This is a genomic window from Tropicimonas omnivorans, assembly GCF_031846565.1.
GTDB lineage: Bacteria > Pseudomonadota > Alphaproteobacteria > Rhodobacterales > Rhodobacteraceae > Tropicimonas_B > Tropicimonas_B omnivorans.
On sequence record NZ_JAVRHL010000001.1, the window covers coordinates 157,517 to 176,725 of the forward strand.

Sequence of the window (19,209 nt, forward strand, 5' to 3'; positions counted from 1 at the left end):
CGATGTGCGGCATGTGCGACAAGATGGTGATTGCCATCGCCGAAGGTGATGATCTGTCCGGCGCGGAACCGCCGCCCTGTGCAGAGCCGCCAAACGAGGGGTCCGGCAGCGCGACGCCCGGCGCCGGCAAGCCGTTCTACAACGTCGATCAGATCGCGGACTATTTGACCGAAGGCTACTGGCGGGATTCGAGCGGATACGGCAAGCGGGCGTTCGATGTCGATCCGGGCGGCTCCCTGTCGGTGAACATCACCAGCCTTCCGACCGAGCAGAAGGACCTGGCGCGGATGGCGCTCGAATCGTGGTCGGACACGATCGGAATCAACTTTGTGGAGGTCTCGAAGAACGCGCAGATCACCTTCTCGAACGAGAATTCGGGCGCCTGGGGCGGGCAATCGAGCTACTATCCCTCGTCGGGCCGCATCGTGACGTCGGTGGTGAACGTCGCGGACAGCTGGGTAGACAGCTACGGCACCGCTTTCGACCGGCACACCTTCCAGACCTACCTGCACGAGATCGGGCATGCCCTCGGCCTCGGCCACGCGGGGGATTACAATGGCTCGGCCAGCTTCTCGTCGGATGCGCATTACGCGAATGACAGCATCCAGATGACGGTCATGTCCTACTTCCACCAGACCGAGAATTCCTACGTGGACGCGGCCAAGGCCAAGGCCGTAACCCCCATGGCGGCGGATATCGCTGCCATTCAGGATCTCTACGGCGTCACGACGATCCGTGGCGGAGACACGATCTACGGCAATGGATCGGATGGCTACCTTGGCCTGCTGTTCCGCCAGATGTCCGGCGCGGACGCGCGGGATTCGGACCTCTACCGCGGCAACGACATCACGCTCACGCTGTTCGACACCGGCGGCCGGGACCTTCTCGACCTGTCCTACGTGACCGAGGATCAGGTGGTGGACCTCACGCCGGGCGCGATTTCGGATGCCTGGGGAGTGACCGGTTCCCTCGTTGTCGAACGCTCCACCGTGATCGAGAACCTGCGCGGCGGATCGGGGAACGACCGACTGATCGGCAACGCCGCCAACAACTCCATCACGGGCGGCGGCGGGGCCGACGAGATCATCGGGGGAAGTGGTTTCGACACGGCGAGCTATTCCACGGCGACAAGCAGCGTCGGCCTCGACCTCGGCGGCGGTCAGTTCGTCTGGGGCGATGCCATCGGCGACACGTTCGACGGGATCGAGGCATTCCGCGGCTCAAGATGGTCGGACGTTTTCCGAGGCGATAGCGGCGACAACCGCTTCTTCGGCGGCCACAGGTCGGACCGGCTCTACGGACGCGCGGGCGATGATACGCTCAATGGCGATACCGGCGTGGATGCACTCTACGGCAATGCCGGGGCGGACACGCTGACCGGCGGCGGCGACGCGGGGCAGCGCGACCGATTCATCTACTTCCAGGAGAGCGACAGCCGGGTGAACGCGTTCGACACGATCACCGACTTCGTCTCGGGCGTGGATCGGATCGAGATCAGCCGACTGGACGCCGATACCGGCACCGGCGGCAACCAGGCCTTTACCCTGATCGGCAGCGCGGGCTTCTCCGGGACGGCCGGTGAATTGCGCTACGAACAGACCGGCGGGACCACCCGCATCCTCGCCGATACGGACGGAGACGGCGCGGCCGACTTCCGGATCGACCTGACCGGGGCGCATACGCTGCTCGAAGGAGACTTCCTGCTCTGAGTAAAAGGGCGCGCGGCCGGGCTTTCCCGGCGCGCGCCCGGCTCCGGATCGATCGCGGCAGGTCTCAGGTCGGTTTGCGCGGGTTCGGTTTCGGGGAAGACTGCGGCGGCGCGGACAGCGTCTCGACCTCCCTCGTCGAAAGATCCAGGCGGTGGACCGCGCCGCTTTCATCCATGATCCTGAGCGCTTCGCCGCCTTCCACGAGATCCATTCGCGTGATGAAACGATCGTATTTCTGGGGCGATTTCGGCCCATACTCGATCTCGTAGATCACCGCGGTCCACAGCTCTTCGCCGCTTCCCTCATCGCGCGCGGCGACGATGCCGCCGTTCTGCGCGAAGCCGCGCTCCTTTCCCCAGTGCACCGCCTCGTAGCGCACGCCGTCCTCGATCACCGGTTCGACATCTCCGGGTCCGCTCATTGCCGCCTCCACGCCCGTTTGCGCCTGTGCATCCTCAGGCCACGCCGGCCACGGTAGTGCGAGTCCCAGCAGCAAGGCCACCATTGAGATCGGTCGCGAAGTAGCCCCAGTTGTCTGCGTTATCGAGCGCCTTTGCAGGCGTGAGCTTCCCTGCGGAGGGAGAAAGCTTGCCGCTCGTGTCGTACCTGTGGTCATCGGTATTGATCTCCCGATGGGACAGCTCGTGGATGATGGTCAGGGCCGCGAGCCACATCTTTCCGTTCACCGCCGCATCCAGCGTCGCCTTCTGAATGTAGACGACGTTCATCTTCTCCGACGAGATCACGAAGGCGAAGTCCTTCCAGCCGCCGCCGTTTCTGTCGACCGGCTCGTCCGAGAAGATCAGCTTGTTGCTGTTGAGGACGGCGCTGATCTTCTTGAACCCGGCCAGAAGCGAGGCGGCGATCTTCTTCACGTCCTCGTCGCTCGCGGTGCCGTCGGTGAACCAGCGTTCGATGACGGCCCGTGTCTTCGCATCCGGCACGGCCAACTTGGCGACGCAGCTTTGCGACCAGCGCAGCGCCTGCGACGTCGCGGTCGCCATCTTGCCCTTGTGATCGGAGGTGTAGACCTCTTCGGCTTCGTTCGCCCAGATGCGGAGGTTCTTCTCCGTCACCCCGGTATATTCGTCGAACAGCCATTCGGTATAGGCCTTGGGCGGCGAGAACATCCACAGCTCCTGCCCGCCGCGCAGGTGCACCATGTAGAGATGCCGGAGTTTCTTGAGCGTGGCGACGGCATCGCCGAGCGATTTCGGTTTCGAGCCGAGCGCGTCGTCGACGAGGATGTCCCCCTCCTTGCTGCCGTCCCGCATCCGGCGAATGCTCAGGAACAGGCGATAGACGTCGAGGGCGGGGCCGTACTTGCGATCCGGCCCGTCGGAGGCCAGAACACCCGCGACGGGCTTGTCGAAGTAATCCGCAGTCGCATCCTTGAAGGTCGAACTGTTGATGGTGCGGCGGGCGCGAGAGTAGCTTTGGGTGAATGTTCTCATCGGCATTGGACTTGTTCCTGAATGATTTGTAGTCGGTAAATGCCGAAAGGGTGCCCCAGGGGAACGCGAGTCGTCAATATTTTATGGCCGCAAAGGAGGCTCGAATGACCGACGCCCTGATCGTGATCGACGTCCAGAACGACTTTTGCCCGGGCGGCGCGCTGGCCGTGGCTGGCGGAGACGAGGTCGTGCCGCGGATCAATGCGATGATGGATGCGTACCCGATCCGCGTCCTGACGCAGGACTGGCACCCCGCCGGGCATTCCTCCTTCGCCTCGGAGCATCCCGCAAAGGCGCCGATGGAAACGGTCGAGATGCCCTACGGCCCGCAGGTTCTCTGGCCGGATCACTGTGTGCAGGGATCTGACGGCGCGGCGTTTCACGTGGATCTTCGCACCGATCCCGCCGACCTGATCGTACGGAAAGGCTTCCGCAAGGCCGTGGACAGCTATTCTGCATTCTTCGAGAATGATCACGTCACCCCCACCGGGCTCGAGGGCTACCTGCGCAGCCGCGGGGCCGAGCGGCTCGTGGTGGTCGGCCTCGCGACGGATTTCTGCGTCAATTATTCCGCGCTGGATGCCGCCAGGCTCGGCTTCGACGTGACGGTGGAGCTTTCGGCCTGCCGCGGGATCGACCTGGGCGGCTCTCTGGATGCAGCTTTGGAGGGATTGCGAGCGGCGGGTGTACGCCTCGAGGGCGGCTGACCATTTCAAAGCGCCGCAGGGTGCGCTAGCGTCGCCGCCGGCTTGAAAGAAGGAACCGGCGGATGGTCGATATCGCCACGCGCGTGTGGAACCACAAATGGAAGATCGACCCGATCGTCCGCTCGCTTCTGGACAACGACTTCTACAAGCTCTTGATGTGTCAGTCGGTGTTCCGCAACCATCCGGACACGCGGGTCACGTTCAGCCTGATCAACCGCACGAAGGACGTGCCGCTCGCCAGGCTGATCGACGAGGGGGAACTGCGCGAGCAGCTGGACCACATCCGCTCCCTGTCGCTGACCCGCGGGGAGAGCACCTGGCTCCGCGGCAACACGTTCTACGGCAAGCGCCAGATGTTCCGGCCGGACTTCATGGAATGGTTCGAGAACCTGCGCCTTCCGCCCTACACGCTGGAGCGCCGGGGCGACCAGTACGAGCTGACCTTCGAAGGGTCTTGGCCCGAGGTGACGATGTGGGAGATCCCCGCGCTCGCCGTCCTGATGGAGCTGCGCGGGCGCGCCGTGATCGCCGATATGGGGCGCTTCGAGCTCGAGGTGCTCTATGCGCGGGCGATGACGCGGGTCTGGGAGAAGGTGGAGGTGCTGCGGGATCTGCCGGACCTCCTGATCGCCGATTTCGGCACACGGCGGCGGCATTCGTTCCTGTGGCAGGATTGGTGCGTGCAGGCGATGATGGAAGGGCTGGGGCCGAAATTCACCGGCACGTCCAACTGCCTCATCGCCATGCGGCGGGACATCGAGGCCATCGGCACCAATGCGCACGAACTGCCCATGGTCTATTCCGCGCTTGCCGAGGACGATCGCGCGCTGGCGACGGCGCCCTACAGCGTTCTGGCCGACTGGCAGGAGGAGCACGAGGGCAACCTGCGCATGATCCTGCCGGACACCTACGGCACGGCGGGCTTCCTCGAGCGCGCGCCGGACTGGCTCGCCGGCTGGACCGGGATCCGCGTCGACAGCGGCGATCCAGCGACCGGCGCCGAGACAGCGATCCGCTGGTGGAAAGAGCGCGGCGAGGATCCGCGTGAGAAGCTGGTGATCTTCTCGGACGGCCTCGACGTGGACAAGATCAGGGCGCTGCACCAGCAGTTCCACGGCCGCGTCCGCGTCTCGTTCGGTTGGGGCACGCTTCTGACCAACGACTTCCGCGGCCTCGTTCCGGGCGACCGGCTCGCCCCGTTCTCGCTGGTCTGCAAGGCCATCGAGGCGGACGGACGTCCGACGGTCAAGCTGTCGGACAACCCGAACAAGGCGATGGGCCCCGAGGCCGAGATCGCACGGTACAAGCGGGTCTTCGATGTCGGTGCACAGGAGCGGATGGACGTGCTCGTCTGACGCTAATCGACCTTGCCGCGCAGCGCCTTTACCTCGCTCCGCCGCTTCTTGGCGTCCACGCGCTTGCGCTTCTGATTGAGGGAGACGCGGGTCGCTACGCGCTTCTTCGGGCGTTGGAGCGCGCTGCGGATCATGTCCGCGAGCCGTTCCCGGGCGATCTCCCTGTTTCGGGTCTGGCTACGCTCGGAACTGACCTGAAGGACGACGGCGCCCTCCTTCGTCCAGCGGCGTCCGGCGATCCGGCGGAGCCGCGCCTTGACCGGGCCCGGCAGGTTCGGCGAGCGCTCCGCCTCGAAGCGAAGCTCCACCGCGGAGGACACCTTGTTGACGTTCTGCCCACCGGGGCCGCCGGCGCGGATGAACTGTTCGGTGAGCTCCCAATCCTCGATGGACACCTGGTCGGTAATGCGGAGGGACATCGTCTTCTCTTGGCTCTCGGGACACGCCGTGCCCCTTTCATGCGGAAAGGGCGGCCCGCAAACGGGGCCGCCCTCCGAGTCTTGATTGGAGGCGGGTCGGTTAGGACCTACGCCAGATCGGATGGCTCAAGCCACCTCGGGTTGCCTCAGCAGCAAACCTCCCGATCTGTCCCGACACCTCGCTCCAGTACAACTCTCGACACTGGACCACCTCCTTTCGCTTGTTGAACCAATACGATCAAGGTGGGCGAGCGATGTCGTTCTGTCAATGGGCAAGAACTCCCGAGCCCGTGACCCGCCGCACGATGAGCCGGAAGGGGATGAGCGCGACGATCGCGAGACCGAGCTTCACGCCCCAGTCGGCCAGCGCGAGGGAGACCCAGAGCGGCAGGGCTGGACCCGCGCCGAGGAGCGGAACGCCCTCCTGCGACCAGGCCGGAGCGTTGCCGGGTTCGACGCCGTTCAGGAATGCCGCGAAGGCAATGGTGAAGAAGATCGCAGTGTCGAGCGCGGAGCCGACGAGGGTCGAGGCAAGCGGCGCGCGCCACCAGCGCCCGCCCCGGAGACGATCGAAGATCGCGACGTCGCAGAGCTGCGCCGCGAGGAACGCGGTGCCCGAGGCGATGGCGACGCGCCAGGTGACCAGCGGGCCGAACTCGCCCGTGATCTGAGTCCCGATCAGCGAGCAGGCGACGCCCACCGCGAAGCCCGTGGCGACGACGCGGCGCGCGGCGGCGGGCCCGTGGATGCGGTTCATCAGGTCGGTGACGAGAAAGGCTATGGGATAGGTCAGCGCCCCCCAGGTCAGCCAGTCCCCGAGGAGATGCTGGACGAGGATGTTGGAGGCGACGACGACGATGGCCATCGCCACCACGCCGGCGAGGAAGGAGCGGTTCATGATTTGGTGCCCGTTTTTACAAGGTTGCGGCGACTTGTGTCCCGGGGATCGCCCGAGGCGGCTCCCGGTACTCCTCCCGCAGGGTCACCGCAAGTCCCGGGGCAGGACGATCTCGACGAACTCGGACCGTGCGACGCCGGCGTGATTGTTGTCAGAGACCATGAGCGCGCGGAGCGTGGCGCCATCCTGCCAGAGGGAAAGGCCTTCGAGGTTGCCGTGAACGCCGAAGGAAGAGGACCAGACGAGCTCCCCCGGATCGTGGCCCGTGGTGGCGAAGCGGCGGATGCGGCTGGCGAAGCCGAGGCCGAGAAACGCCCGCTCGAGGATGTAGATCTGCCCGTCCGGCCCGATATCGGCACCGGCGGCGAGCCAGGCCCGGTCCCGCGGGATCTGCCTCGAGACGCGCCAAGCCCCGTCCCAGGCCCAGAGCGGGACTGGACCGGTCTCGTCCACGTTGCCTTCGCGAAGGGTGTAGAGCGTGCCGTCCGGGCTTGATGCGAGCCCTTCGTAACCGCGGTTCGGATCAAGCGTCTCCGCCTCCGGCACGGCCAGACGCTCGGGCGAGCCGCCATCCGCCGGGTAGATCAGGATCCGGCTTTCGCGCTCGAAGGAAACCGCGACGCGCCCGTCCGGCAGGGTGGCGATACCCTCGCTATCCTCGCCTGCCCCCTCCAGCGCGCGTCCGTCCGGCCCGGCAAGCGGCGCACGCGAGATGAGGCCCGCGCCCGTGAGCCGCCCGCCCTCCCGCCGCAACCGAAGGTCCGCGCGCAAACCGTTATCGGCAATCGCGATGGCGCGCGCCCCGTCCGGCGAGACGTGCACCGCGGACCAGCCCCCCGGATCAGGTTCGGGGAAGGCGACCACCGCTGCCGCCTCCGGCGCCACCGCCTCATCGGCAGCGACGCAGGACGCCAGGGCGACGAGCGCGAGGATCAGGGCGCGGAGAGGACTTGCGCGCATTGTCTCGGAAGATCGGCCATCGTGTAATCACGCGCGCCACGCTTGCGGGGAGCGGGCTTGGACGGCTTGGCAGGCGCCGTGCGCTTCGGCGGATCGAGGTAATCCGTCACCCACCACATCAGCGTCTCGTCGCAGCCGGACCCTCCATTCGACAGATCGTCGACGGTCGGTCGCTGCGTCTCGCAGGCGCGGTCGCCGCGCGGACATTTGAGACGGACGTGGAAATGCGTGTTGTGACCCGAGAGCGGACGCACCTTCTGCAGCCACTTCCGGTCCTTGCGGTTCGCACGCTTGCACAGCTCGATCTTGACCGGCGGCGTGACGAAGATGCGGTCCACCCGGGGATCGAGGGCGGCGATCTGGATCACCTGGCCGACGTCGGGGGAATAGTTGGCGCTGACCGTGCGCTGGTTGGCCGAACGCATGTTGGTAGACCCGATCCTCTCCCGTTCCGCGCGGGACAGGGTCAGGCTTTGCGGCTTGCGCATCCAGACATCCGCATCGAGGCCCATCTGATGGCTTGCGTGGCCGGACAGCATCGGCCCGCCCCGCGCCTGGGAAATGTCACCGATATAGAGCCCCGGCCAGCCGATCCGCTGCACGCGGTGGCTGAGGTCCCCGAGAAAGTCGATCATTTCCGGATGGCCCCAGTTACGGTTGCGGGACAGGCGCATGGCCTGCCATGTCCGCCCCGTTTCGGGCATCTGGACGCCGCCGGCGAGGCAGCCCTTGGAATACTCTCCGTAAGCGGCGGGGGCCTGCCGGGAGGGGGAGCCCTTGGCTCCGAAAAGCTGGTTTGCCTTGGTCTGTGCGGCGGCGGGAATTGCCAGCGCGAAGGTCAGAGCAAAGGTGGTGAAGAAGGTGCGGATGGCGCCCATGTGTCCTCTCGCTCTCCGTGGGGGTTCACCCAGCGTAGCAGGAAAAGTCCCAGCAGGAAGAGGGCGATGAGGGGCGAAATCCCGATCTGCTGACTACCTGACAGGAACGTGACCGCGCCGATGAGAAGCGGCGCGACAAAGGAGGTCGCCTTTCCGGCGAGGGCGTAGAGGCCGAAGCTCTGCGTCATGCGGTGAGGATTGCCCTGCCGCACCATCATCGTCCGGCTTGCGGCCTGCAGGACACCACCCGCTGCCCCGATGACGGCGCCCATGACGTAGAAGGCGATATCCGGAGCCTTGGAGCCTTCGCCCAGCGGAATGCCGAACATGGAGTCCCGGGAGATCGCGACGAGGCAGACGGACACGCCGAGCAGCGCCCAGATGCAGATTGTGATGACGGGTTTGGGGCCGAAGCGGCTGTCGAGCTGGCCGCCGAGGAACGCGAAGACCGCGCCGGTGATGATCGCGACGACACCGAAGATGCCGCTGTCCGTCGGCGCCCAGCCAAGGACACCCGCTGCGTAGACGCCGCCGATCCCGTACATCGCGTTCAGCGCATCGCGGTAGAACATCGAGGAGGCAAGATAGGCCGCGAGCGAGGGCGTCTTCGGCAGGTCCCGGATCGACCGCCCCAGTTCCCTCAACGCCAGTTTCGTGGAGCCCGGCGGAGCCGGGGCCGTCCGCGCATCCCTGACCCACAGGAAGAACGGGACCATGAAGACGGCATACCAGATGGCCGTCAGCGGTCCGACGGCGCGGGTCCCTTCCCGCGTCTCCGGGTCCAGCCCGAACGCGGGATCGAGGCCGAGGAAGGTCTTGCCGTCTCCCCCTTGGGCGAAGAACGCGAGCATGATGAGCAGGGCGATCAATCCGCCGCAATAGCCGAAGGCCCACCCGTTCCCGCTGATCCGGCCGATCTCCGCCCGCGAGCCGAGATCGGGCAGCATCGAGTTGGTGAAGATCGTGGCGAATTCCATGCCGATCAGGCCGAGGGCGAAGAAGATCAGCGTGCGGATCAGGTCGAAATCCGACGGCGCAGCCCACCAGAGGCCCGCCGCACCGATGACGTAGAGCGCCGAGAAGCCCCAGATCCACGGCATACGCCGGCCGGAGGTATCCGCCATGGAGCCGAGGATCGGAGCGAGGAGCGCGATGACGAGGCCCGCGATGCCGATCCCGATGGCCCATACCGTCTGCGCGGTCGAGCCGTCGCCGAGGACCTCGGTGACATAGGGACCGAAGATGAAGGTCAGGAGAAGCGTGTTGTACGGCTGGCTGGCCCAGTCGAAAAAGAACCAGCCCCAGATCCGCTTGCGCAAGCTCGGCTCGGCCATGTCGCCCCCCGTTCCGGTTTGGCCGTCATTAGACACGGAGGGGCCGGCCGGGCCAGTGCCTTTCGGACGCGGCGCGCCGGTTCGTGGCCGATCCGCCCAGCCTCAGCCGTAGTCGCGCTCGCCGAAGATCGCGGAGCCGACGCGCACATGGCTCGCCCCTTGCGCGATCGCCCGCTCGAAATCGCCGGACATGCCCATGGAGAGCCCACCCAGACCGTTGCGCTCCGCAATCTTCGCCAGCAGCGCGAAGTGCAGCGCAGGCTCCTCGTCAACCGGCGGGATGCACATCAGGCCCCCCAGCGGCAGGTCGAGCTTGCGCGCCTCGGCGATGAACTCGTCCGCATCCGCCGGGCGGATACCCGATTTCTGGTCCTCCTCACCCGTATTCACCTGCACGAAGAGGTCGGGGCAGCGCCCCATCTCCTGCGCCAGGCGAGCGAGCGTGCCGGCCAGCTTCGGCCGGTCCAGCGTGTGGATCGCGTCGAACAGCTCCATCGCCGCACGGGCCTTGTTGGTCTGAAGCGGCCCCACGAGATGCACCTCGACCGGGCCGAACTCCTCGCGGAAGGCGGGCCACTTGCCCTGGGCCTCCTGCACCTTGTTCTCTCCGAAGACCCGGTGCCCCTCTTCGAGCACCGCCCGCACCCGCGCCTCGGGTTGAACCTTGGAAATCGCGATCAGCTGGACCGACCCCGGCGCCCGGCCGTGCTCGGTTTCCGCCTTGGCGATGCGATCCTTGATCTCGGACAGGCTCATGACAGGGTCACTCCGTTTCTCTCCAGCGCCTCCGTCAGCGGGGCGAGCGTGTCGCCCAGCTTCTCCCACCGGCCGGTCGAGCTTTTGTAGATCGGCTGCCTCACCTGCGCGACGGAGAGGGTGCGCACCTGCCGGTCGTTCTTGTGGAAATCGAGGCAGGACGCTTCCCAGTCCAGCCCGGCCGCCGCGATGAGCGCGCGGCTTTGCGGCTCGGGATCGGCGACGAGGTCCTCGTAGGCGACCGTGTGGAGCCGGTCGCCCATGCGGGATTTCCAGAACTCGAGCAGGTCGAGGTACCCGGCATAGTAATGCGCCATGCTGTCCCAGTTGGAGGCATAGCGATGCGTGCCCGGCCGGAAGAAGTTGCGCCAGACCGAGTAGAGCTGGTCCCGCGGGTCCCGCGTCACCACGACGAAACGAGCGGACGGCATGGCTGCGGCGGCAAAGCCGAGGAGCGCGTGCGTCATGATCGACTTGTCGGTGACATGCCGATCGAACGTCACCCGCGAACGCATCATCCGCTCGACCCGCGCCCCCCAGGCTTCGAGCCACTCGGCCTCGACCATGTCCCGCGTCCCCCTCGCCTGCCAGAAGGTCGGCGTGACGATGGCAAGCTCGCCGCCCCCCTCGACCGCGCTGTGCGAGGAAATGATCTGCTCCACCAGCGTCGTGCCCGAGCGCGGCATCCCGGTGACGAAGATCGGGGCGAAGTCGCCCTCCTCCTGCGGCGGGATGACCAGGCCGTCGGCCAGTTTCCTGATCTGCTCCAGTTCCCGCTCCCGGCGGTCGCGGTCATACGGATGCAGCTCCGCCTGGATGGCGTTCGCCCGCTCGAGGTAAGGCGCGGCCCGCTCCGGCGCGCCCAGATCGTCCATCGCCTTGGCAAGCGCATAGCCGAGCTGGCTGCGCGAGGGATCCTTCAGCGACGGATCGGCCCAGAGCGCCTCCATCTTCGTAACGAGGGCATCGCCCGGCTCGAAGTGCTGGCCGATGGCGATGATCCGCAGTAGCTCGCCGCTCTTCGGTTCGAGCTTCAGCGCGCGGTCCAGCACGCGCCGCGCCTCCGTGAACTCACCGATCTGCTGCAGGGCCATGCCTTTGTTCGCCAGAACTCGCGCCGATTTCGGCATGCGACGCTCCAGAAGCTCGAAGAGGCGCAAGGCCTTCTTGGGCTGATCCGTCACGAGATAGGCCTCGGCGAGCGCGCCGAGGATGTCGGGCTGATCGGGGCGGTAGCTGCGCGCCTTCTGAAGCCAGTCCACCGTCTCCGCCCAGTCCGACCGCGCCCGCGCGATGCGGGCCATCTGGAAATGCGCCTCGGCGAGGTTGGGCGCGACGGCGAGGATCTGGCGATAGATCGCCTCCGCCTGAGAGGTCCGGCCCGCGGCCTGAAGCTGCTGCGCCTTTCGGAAGACACCGGGAATGGTTTTGGGAGTGAGTGACTGCATGGCCGCTCGATAGCACCCCGCCGCGCGTGAGGAAACGCGCCTTCTTCAACGAAAAAGGGCGGACCCGGAGGCCCGCCCTTTCAAATTCCCCGATCCGGTTCGGATCAGAAGGCCATGGACAGGCCGAGGGAGTAGTTGTCGATGTCGAAGTCGTCTTCGGCGAGGAAGAAGATGTCCTCGACGTCGCTGTCGATGGAGGCCATGGACTTGCCGTAGCCGAAGAGCAGGTTCGCGCCGCCGCCGAGGTCATAGCCGAGGGCCAGGCCGTAACCGGAGACCGTGACGTCGCCGCCCGCACCGTCGAAAAGGCCGTCGAGCTCGTAGTCGTACTGGCCGTAGTTTGCGTGCACCGTGAAGGCGTCGAACGTGTAGCCCATGCCGATCCCGAAGTGACGGCCATCGAGTTCGAAACCAGTGCTATCGTACCGAACGCCGCCCAGGGCCTCGTCGTCATCGACACCCGGGAAGCCGCCCCCATCACCGAGGAGGATGAAGTCATCGCCGAAATTGAAATCGGTGTAGGTGAAGCCGGCGGTGAAGCCGCTGTCCAGCGTGAAGGCCGCGCCTACGCCGATGGCGTCCGCATCGGAGGCGTAGACCTCGGAGCCGTCGATGACGTCGAAGGGGAACACATCCGCGGAGGCGGCGTGCTGGTAGCCGAGGCCGAGGGTGACGGCCGCTCCGCCGAACTCCGTCTCGTAGGTGCCGCCAATGGAATAGTTCACGTCATCGAAATCTTCGGCGCCAAAGTCGTCGATAGAGTCAATGGCGCCCCCGCCAAAGTCGATGGTGCCGAGGATCTGGTCCTCGAGGACGAGACCGTCATCGCCGAAGGCATTCTGCTCCATGGAGACCGCGACCGCGAAGTCGCCGAAGGAGTAGTTGTAGCGGATGATCTGACCATCGGCGAAGCCCGCTCCGTCGAGATAGGAGCCGAGGTAGCCGAAGTGTTCCGTCTCGTTATCGGTGATGGAGCCGGGATTGCCGATGTCGCCGGCGTCGGTCAGCACGAAGTCGAGCGCGCCGTCCGTGTCGCCCATTGTCAGCGTGCCGAAGCCGCCGGAGACGAAGATCGCGACGCCCTGGTCGTCGAGCTCGTTGCCGAGGTTGCCGGCTTCGTCGAGGTCGACAGCCGCGCCGAAGGAAAGACCGCCATCGGTCTGACCGGTCAGGGTGAACTTGACGTCGACGTCCTGGAAGAACTGGGTGGCGGACTCCCCGCCACCGAAGACGCCCATTTCCGCGGAGCCGGTGATGGTGACTTCTGCGGCCACGGCGCCGGCGAAGGCGACCAGCGCGGTCGATGTGAGAAGGATATTTTTCATGGCTGGTCCTCGTAAAGGCGCGCGTATGCTGCAAACTTCTGCAATTCGGTGCTGGCTGTATCCTCGCCCGACGCGGCTCGGGCAAGGACGGCGACGTCACCTCAAATTCGATTGATGCCCTTTCGTCACAGATAATTGATCCCGAGGATGAACGGGGCGCGTCCAAGGCTATTGCGCGCCGAACGAAACCTGTGCGGGCCAAACGGAAAAAGGGCGGACCCGAAGGCCCGCCCTTTCAAATTCCCCGATCCGGTCCGGATCAGAAGGCCATGGACAGGCCGAGGGAGTAGGTGTCGGTGTCGAAGTCATCTTCGTCGATTCCGAAGCTGTCCTCGATGTCGCTGTCGATGGAGGCCATGGACTTGCCGTAGCCGAGGAGCAGGCTCGCACCGCCGCCGAGGTCATAGCCGAGGGCCAAGCCGTAGCCGGAGATCGTGATGTCGCCTTCGGCATCGTCGAACACGCCGCGGTCGAACTCGTAGTCGTACTGGCCGTAGTTCGCGTGCACCGTGAAGGCGTCGAACGTGTAGCCCACGCCGATCCCGAAGTGACGGCCATCGAGTTCGAAATCGGTGCTCTCGAATTGAATGCCGCCGACGGCATCGTCATCATCGGTGCCGGGGAAGCCGCCACCGATATCGCCGACGATGATGAAGTCATCGCCGAAATTGAAATCGGTGTAGGTGAAGCCGGCGGTGAAGCCGCTGTCCAGCGTGAAGGCCGCGCCCACGCCGATGGCGTCCGCATCGGAGGCGTAGATCACCGTGTCGTCGTCCAGGTCGGTGAAGCTGAACACATCCGCGGAGGCGGCGTGCTGGTAGCCGAGGCCGACGGTGACGGCCGCTCCGGCGAACTCCGTCGCGTAGGTGCCGCCGATGGCGTAGTTCACGTCATCGAAATCGTCGGTGCCGAAGGTGTCCTCGAAGGAGTCCCCGTCGATGTCGAAAGTGCCGATCACCTGATCGTCGAGGACGAGGCCGTCATCGCCGAAGGCATTCTGCTCCATGGAGACCGCGACCGCGAAGTCGCCGAAGGAGTAGTCGTAGCGGACGATCTGACCGTCGGCGAAGCCCGCTCCGTCGAGGTAGGAGCCGAGATAGCCGGCATGGGTCGTTTCGTCATCGTTGATGGAGCCCGGGTTGCCGATGTTGCCGGCGTCGGTCAGCGCGAAGTCGAGCGCGCCGTCCGTGTCGCCCATCGTCAGCGTGCCGAAGCCGCCGGAGACGAAGATCGCGACGCCCTGGTTGCTGAACTCGTTGCCGAGGTTGCCCGCTTCGTCGAGATCGACAGCCGCGCCGAAGGAAAGACCGCCGTCGGTCTGACCGGTCAGGGTGAACTTGACGTCGACGTCCTGGAAGAACTGGGTGGCGACATCCTCGCCACCGACGACGCCCATTTCGGCGGAGCCGGTAATGGTGACTTCTGCTGCCGCGGCGCCGGCAAAGGCGACGATGGCCGTCGAAGTGAGAAGGATGTTTTTCATGGCTGGTCCTCGTAAAGGCGCGCGTACGCGGCAAACTTATGCAATTCGGTGAGGCTGGTATCCTCACCCGGCGCGGCTCGGGCAAGGACGGCGGCTCCCCCAGCGTCATCGCAAATTAGATTGATGCGCTCTGATCACAGAAAATTCATCCTAAAGATGAGCGGGGCGCGCCCAGGGCTTCTGCACGCCGAACGGCACCTGTGCGGGCCAAACGGAAAAAGGGCGGACCCGGAGGCCCGCCCTTTCAAATCTCCCTGATCCGGTCTGGATCAGAAGGCCATGGAGAGGCCGAGGGAGAAGGTGTCGAAGTCGTCGTCGGAGCTGTCGACGACAGTGTCGGCGAAATCATCGTCGAGGTCGGAGTCGAGCTCGGAACGGCCGTAGCCGAAGAGGAGCGACGCGCCGCCGCCGAGGTCGTAGCCGGCCGCGATGCCGTAGCCCTGAACGTCGAACTCACCAACGCCGTCGATGTCGAAGTTGTAGAGGCCGTAGTTGAAGTGCACGGAGAACGCGTCGAAGGCGTAGCCCATGCCGATGCCGACGTGGCTGGCATCGTCGACGGCGTCTTCTTCGAAGTCGAAGCCGGTGTAGGTGAAGCCGGCGGTGAAGCCGCTGTCGAGCGTAAAGGTCGCGCCCAGGCCGATGGCGTCCACACGGTCATCGGTACCCACGATCGTCAGGTCGTCACCGGGGGTGGAGCTGTCGAACGCGAAGAAGTCGTCGACGCTCGGGCCGCCGTTTTCGGCGTGCTGGTAGCCAAGGCCGACGGAAACGGCGGCACCGGCGAACTCGGTGGCGTAGGAACCACCGATGGCGTAGTTCACGTCATCCTCGTCCGGATCGTCCTGGCCGTCGACCACGAAGCCGTCGGCGCCCTGCGGGTTCTGCTCCATGGAGACCGCGACCGCGAAGTCGCCGAAGGAGTAGTCGTAACGGACGACCTGGTTGTCGGCCGTGCCGGAACCGTCGAGATAGGAGCCGAGGTAGCCGATGTGGCTCGTCTCGTCATCGGCGATGGAGCCCGGGTTGCCGATGTTGCCGGCGTCGGTGAGCACGAAGTCGAGCGCGCCGTCCGTGTCGCCCATCGTCAGCGTGCCGAAGCCGCCGGAGACGAAGATCGCGACGCCCTGGTTGCTGAACTCGTTGCCGAGGTTGCCGGCTTCGTCGAGATCGACCGCCGCGCCGAAGGAGAGGCCGCCGTCGGTTTCACCGGTCATGGTGAACTTGACGTCAACGTCCTGGAAGAATTGGGTCGCCAGGTCGGAACCGCCGACAACACCCATTTCGGCGGAGCCGGTGATGGTGACTTCAGCAGCTGCGGCGCCGGCGAAGGCGACGATGGCCGTCGAAGTGAGAAGAACCTTTTTCATCGTTTTCCCTCGTGTGTTCAAAGGTGCACCGCAACCCGCTGATCCGAATTGGGCATGAGCATGTCTTGTCGACACGCACCCCTCGACGCAAGAAAGCCGAGCACGGCATGCATGTCCTCCCTCCCGAATGGTGCAGACGTGCCACAGTCCCGCCACACCGCCCGGCCACGACCGTGGGGCAAAAGACCTTGTGACGCTGAGGGGGCTTCGTTAGGACTTCCCAAAACGGCGAGGGGTAGAAGGCGATGACCTTCCATAAATGGGCAAGAACGGGCGCGCTCGTCACGCTGGCTGCGGCCCTGCTCAGCGCCTGCGGCGGCTCCGGGAACGAGCGGCGCGGCGTTCCGGTCGAGTTCGACGGGCGGTTCGATGACGAAACTGGCGCCCGGCGCTCGACGATCTTCGACCTTTTCAATTCCGGCGGCGATCCGAACACGACGATCGAGGTGAACCGGTATATCTGGAGCGCCTCCCTCGACGTGCTGAACTTCCTCCCCGTGCAATCGGTCGATCCGTTTTCCGGCGTGATCTCCATGGGGTACGGTACGCCTCCGGGCGGCGGCACCGCCTATCGCGCGACGGTCTACGTCACCGATCCCGCGCTCGACGCCCGCTCGCTCAAGGTGGCGCTGGCCACCCGGTCCGGGCCGGTCTCGGCGGATACGGTGCGGGCGGTCGAGGACGCGATCCTGACGCGCGCGCGTCAGCTGCGCATCCGCGACGGCGACCTGTAGACGACGCGTCGATACGCCATTGAGCACCTCCCGGCTTTCCCTCGCCCTCGACCAGGGCCTCGTCTCCGTCCCGGAAACGGGGGAGATCGTGGTGTTCCGCCCGCGCAGCGATGCGGATCTCTCCGCCTTGCCGAAGGAGCGCCTGAGGATCGTGCAGGGCTTCCGCCCCGATCACGACGCCTGGGTCCGGCGGGGGTACACCGTCTACACCGATGCGCCCGAGGGCTTTGCCGCCGCGCTCGTGATGGTGCCCCGCGCCAAGGATGAAGCGCGCGCGCTGATCGCCGAGGCGCTGGCTCCGGGCGGACCCGTGATCGTGGACGGGCAGAAGACGGATGGCATCGATTCGCTGCTGAAAGAGGTCCGTCGCCGCGATGCCGAGGTGTCCGAGGCGTATTCCAAGGCGCACGGCAAGACCTTCCGCATCGACGCGGCCCCCGGCACCTTCGCCGACTGGCTGCGCCCGCCGGCCGGCCCGGTGTCCGGCGGATGGGTCACCGCGCCCGGCCTCTTCAGCGCCGACGGGCCCGATGAGGGAAGCATCGCCCTGGGCAAGGTTCTCCCCGCCGACATGAAGGGCCGCGTTGCCGATCTCGGGGCCGGCTGGGGCTACCTCGCCTTTCAGGTTCTGGAACGCGAAAAGGTCGCCTCCTGCACGTTGATTGAGGCCGAGCACGCCGCCATCGAGGCCGCCCGTCGCAATGTCCGGGACGACCGGGCCGAATTCGTCTGGGGCGATGCGCGCAGCTATACGCCGGAGCGCCGATTCGATGCCGTGGTCTCGAACCCGCCCTTCCACACCACGCGCGCGGCCGATCCCGCGCTCGGAGCCGCCTTCATCGACAGCGCCGCGCGCATCCTCGCGCCCCACGGCACCTTCTGGATGGTCGCGAACCGGCACCTGCCCTACGAGGCACCGCTGCGGGCCGCCTTCCACGATGTGACCGAGCTCTCCGCGCCCGAGGGAAGCGGCCCCTTCAAGCTTTTCGCCGCCAAGCGCCCCTCTCGCGCGCAGGGTCGCGATAAGCTAAGCTAAGCTTCGACGCGCAAGCCCTTCACGGACGCGGGACCATAACCCCATGACATTCTCGATTCGCGGCAAGACCGCCATCGTCACCGGCGCAGCCAACGGCATCGGGCTGGCCATCGCGCGCCACTTCGTGTCCGCCGGCGCCAACGTGATGTTCGCCGACATGGACGATGCCGGCCTGTCGCAGGAAGTCAGCGACATGCGCGGCGACGATGACGAGGCCACCGCCCGCGCCTTTACCGGCGACCTGCGGGAGCGGCTGACGGTCGCGAACCTTCTGTCCGCCACGCTCGACTCCTTCGACCGGATCGACATTCTCGTGAACGCGAGCCGGCAGGTCGTCCATTCCGAAGCCCTGGACGCCGATTCGGACGCGGTCGAGATGTCCCTCCAGCAAAACCTCATCCCCGCCCTGCGCCTCAGTCAGCAGGTCGCGAAGCGGATGATCAGGCAGGCGGAAGAAGACGGGAATGAAAGCCACGCCATCGGCTCGATCGTGAACCTCTCGTCCATTGCCGCGCAGCGCACCCGGCGGAACCTGATGGGCTACTCCATCTCCTGCGCCGCGCTCGACCAGATGACGCGGTCCCTTGCCGTGGAACTCGCGCCGCACCGGATCCGGGTGAACGCGCTCGCGGTGGGATCCGTCCTGTCCGCCAGCCTCAAGGGCGCGCTCAAGGACAACAACGCCTTCCGCAACGACATCCGCGAGCACACGCCCATGGCCCGGATCGCGAAGCCGGGAGAGCTGGCCGAATCGGCGCAGTTCCTCGCCTCGGATGGCTCTGCCTTCATCACGGGCCAGATCCTGACGGTGGATGGCGGGCGCACGCTCCTCGATGCGGTCACGGCGACCGCCCACTGACGTCAGCTCATCGATGTTGAATGGGCCGGCTCAGCCGGCGGCGGGGAACCGCGCCCGGCAGGCGCTGGCCTCGGCTTCGGAGCGCAGCGCGAGGCGGGCGCGCGTCTGCCGCAGGTCCTCCAGCTTGCGTTGCTCCTCGACCCGGTCGATGGCGACGGGCTTGTCCACGATCTGGGGCCGCACGTCGTTGCAGAGGCTGAGGCCGATCGCGACCGTACCGCCCGAGCGATTGCCGATGCAGTAGCCGACCGAGGCCCGTCCGGTATTCGTCGGATAGGTCCGGTACCCACGTTCCAGCGCCTGCTCCGTCTCGAGAATCAGCGCGTCCACCGTCGACAATTCCTCGACCGCATTGCTCAGGCACGCCTCCCGCGGATCGGTGCAGGCGACGACGAGGGCGAGCGGGAGGAGGGCAAGGGCGGTGCGCATGATGCGGACCATAGCGCCCCGCATCGCACCTGCACAGCCACGCTTTCGAGAGTAG

Annotated in this window: 19 protein-coding genes; 6 read left to right on the forward strand and 13 right to left on the reverse strand. The window is 66.1% G+C overall.

What is annotated here, in order from left to right; translation table 11 throughout:
- Nucleotides 1–2: 2 nt before the first annotated feature.
- Nucleotides 3–1,709, forward strand: a complete 1,707-nt coding sequence (locus tag RM543_RS00785; protein WP_311688698.1) for a M10 family metallopeptidase — start codon at nt 3–5, stop codon at nt 1,707–1,709.
- Nucleotides 1,710–1,773: 64 nt separating this feature from the next.
- Here the strand turns inward: RM543_RS00785 and RM543_RS00790 are convergent, their stop codons facing one another.
- The gene (locus RM543_RS00790) at nt 1,774–2,130 is read right to left on the reverse strand and encodes a hypothetical protein (protein WP_311688700.1); all 357 of its coding nucleotides are present in this window, start codon (nt 2,128–2,130) and stop codon (nt 1,774–1,776) included.
- Nucleotides 2,131–2,164: 34 nt separating this feature from the next.
- Nucleotides 2,165–3,169, reverse strand: coding sequence for a M35 family metalloendopeptidase (locus RM543_RS00795; protein ID WP_311688702.1), 1,005 nt, complete (start codon nt 3,167–3,169; stop codon nt 2,165–2,167).
- 98 nt (nt 3,170–3,267) lie between these two features.
- On the opposite strand from RM543_RS00795, the gene pncA reads away from it, so the two are divergent.
- Nucleotides 3,268–3,870: a bifunctional nicotinamidase/pyrazinamidase gene (gene pncA, locus RM543_RS00800; RefSeq protein WP_311688704.1), complete on the forward strand. Its 603-nt coding sequence runs from the start codon at nt 3,268–3,270 to the stop codon at nt 3,868–3,870.
- Between the two features lie 62 nt (nt 3,871–3,932).
- Entirely contained in the window at nt 3,933–5,225 is a 1,293-nt protein-coding gene (gene pncB / locus RM543_RS00805; RefSeq protein WP_311688706.1) for a nicotinate phosphoribosyltransferase, read from the forward strand.
- 2 nt (nt 5,226–5,227) lie between these two features.
- Here pncB and arfB read toward each other — a convergent pair whose 3' ends face one another.
- From arfB to RM543_RS00855, 10 genes are all read right to left on the reverse strand, one after another.
- Entirely contained in the window at nt 5,228–5,644 is a 417-nt protein-coding gene (arfB, locus tag RM543_RS00810; RefSeq protein WP_311688708.1) for an alternative ribosome rescue aminoacyl-tRNA hydrolase ArfB, read from the reverse strand.
- A gap of 265 nt (nt 5,645–5,909) precedes the next feature.
- Nucleotides 5,910–6,542 carry a queuosine precursor transporter gene (locus RM543_RS00815; RefSeq protein WP_311688710.1) on the reverse strand — a complete coding sequence of 211 codons (633 nt, stop codon included), beginning with the start codon at nt 6,540–6,542 and terminating at the stop codon, nt 5,910–5,912.
- An 84-nt stretch (nt 6,543–6,626) separates the two neighbouring features.
- Nucleotides 6,627–7,502 carry an esterase-like activity of phytase family protein gene (locus RM543_RS00820; protein WP_311688712.1) on the reverse strand — a complete coding sequence of 292 codons (876 nt, stop codon included), beginning with the start codon at nt 7,500–7,502 and terminating at the stop codon, nt 6,627–6,629.
- Nucleotides 7,475–8,380 carry a penicillin-insensitive murein endopeptidase gene (gene mepA, locus RM543_RS00825; protein WP_311688714.1) on the reverse strand — a complete coding sequence of 302 codons (906 nt, stop codon included), beginning with the start codon at nt 8,378–8,380 and terminating at the stop codon, nt 7,475–7,477. Before mepA ends, RM543_RS00820 begins: the two co-directional genes overlap by 28 nt.
- Entirely contained in the window at nt 8,341–9,714 is a 1,374-nt protein-coding gene (locus tag RM543_RS00830; RefSeq protein ID WP_311688716.1) for an MFS transporter, read from the reverse strand. The genes mepA and RM543_RS00830 overlap by 40 nt, the downstream gene beginning before the upstream one ends.
- Before the next feature lie 102 nt (nt 9,715–9,816).
- Nucleotides 9,817–10,470: a YggS family pyridoxal phosphate-dependent enzyme gene (locus RM543_RS00835; protein WP_311688718.1), complete on the reverse strand. Its 654-nt coding sequence runs from the start codon at nt 10,468–10,470 to the stop codon at nt 9,817–9,819.
- Nucleotides 10,467–11,918 carry a tetratricopeptide repeat-containing sulfotransferase family protein gene (locus RM543_RS00840; RefSeq protein WP_311688720.1) on the reverse strand — a complete coding sequence of 484 codons (1,452 nt, stop codon included), beginning with the start codon at nt 11,916–11,918 and terminating at the stop codon, nt 10,467–10,469. The genes RM543_RS00835 and RM543_RS00840 overlap by 4 nt, the downstream gene beginning before the upstream one ends.
- Before the next feature lie 104 nt (nt 11,919–12,022).
- The gene (locus RM543_RS00845; protein ID WP_311688722.1) at nt 12,023–13,243 is read right to left on the reverse strand and encodes a porin; all 1,221 of its coding nucleotides are present in this window, start codon (nt 13,241–13,243) and stop codon (nt 12,023–12,025) included.
- Nucleotides 13,244–13,502: 259 nt separating this feature from the next.
- Nucleotides 13,503–14,726 carry a porin gene (locus RM543_RS00850; protein ID WP_311688724.1) on the reverse strand — a complete coding sequence of 408 codons (1,224 nt, stop codon included), beginning with the start codon at nt 14,724–14,726 and terminating at the stop codon, nt 13,503–13,505.
- Between the two features lie 269 nt (nt 14,727–14,995).
- Nucleotides 14,996–16,096, reverse strand: a complete 1,101-nt coding sequence (locus tag RM543_RS00855) for a porin (RefSeq protein ID WP_311688726.1) — start codon at nt 16,094–16,096, stop codon at nt 14,996–14,998.
- 245 nt (nt 16,097–16,341) lie between these two features.
- On the opposite strand from RM543_RS00855, the gene RM543_RS00860 reads away from it, so the two are divergent.
- Genes RM543_RS00860 through RM543_RS00870 form a run of 3 tightly spaced genes read left to right on the forward strand, consistent with a single transcriptional unit; the run spans nt 16,342 to nt 18,725 of the window.
- Nucleotides 16,342–16,830, forward strand: a complete 489-nt coding sequence (locus tag RM543_RS00860) for a DUF3576 domain-containing protein (protein ID WP_311688727.1) — start codon at nt 16,342–16,344, stop codon at nt 16,828–16,830.
- A 19-nt stretch (nt 16,831–16,849) separates the two neighbouring features.
- The gene (locus RM543_RS00865) at nt 16,850–17,866 is read left to right on the forward strand and encodes a class I SAM-dependent methyltransferase (RefSeq protein WP_311688729.1); all 1,017 of its coding nucleotides are present in this window, start codon (nt 16,850–16,852) and stop codon (nt 17,864–17,866) included.
- Nucleotides 17,867–17,909: 43 nt separating this feature from the next.
- Entirely contained in the window at nt 17,910–18,725 is an 816-nt protein-coding gene (locus RM543_RS00870) for an SDR family NAD(P)-dependent oxidoreductase (protein ID WP_311688731.1), read from the forward strand.
- A 30-nt stretch (nt 18,726–18,755) separates the two neighbouring features.
- On the opposite strand, the gene RM543_RS00875 is transcribed toward RM543_RS00870, so the two are convergent.
- A complete protein-coding gene (locus RM543_RS00875; protein WP_311688733.1) occupies nt 18,756–19,166 on the reverse strand; it encodes a hypothetical protein in 411 nt (136 codons plus the stop codon).
- Nucleotides 19,167–19,209: the final 43 nt, after the last annotated feature.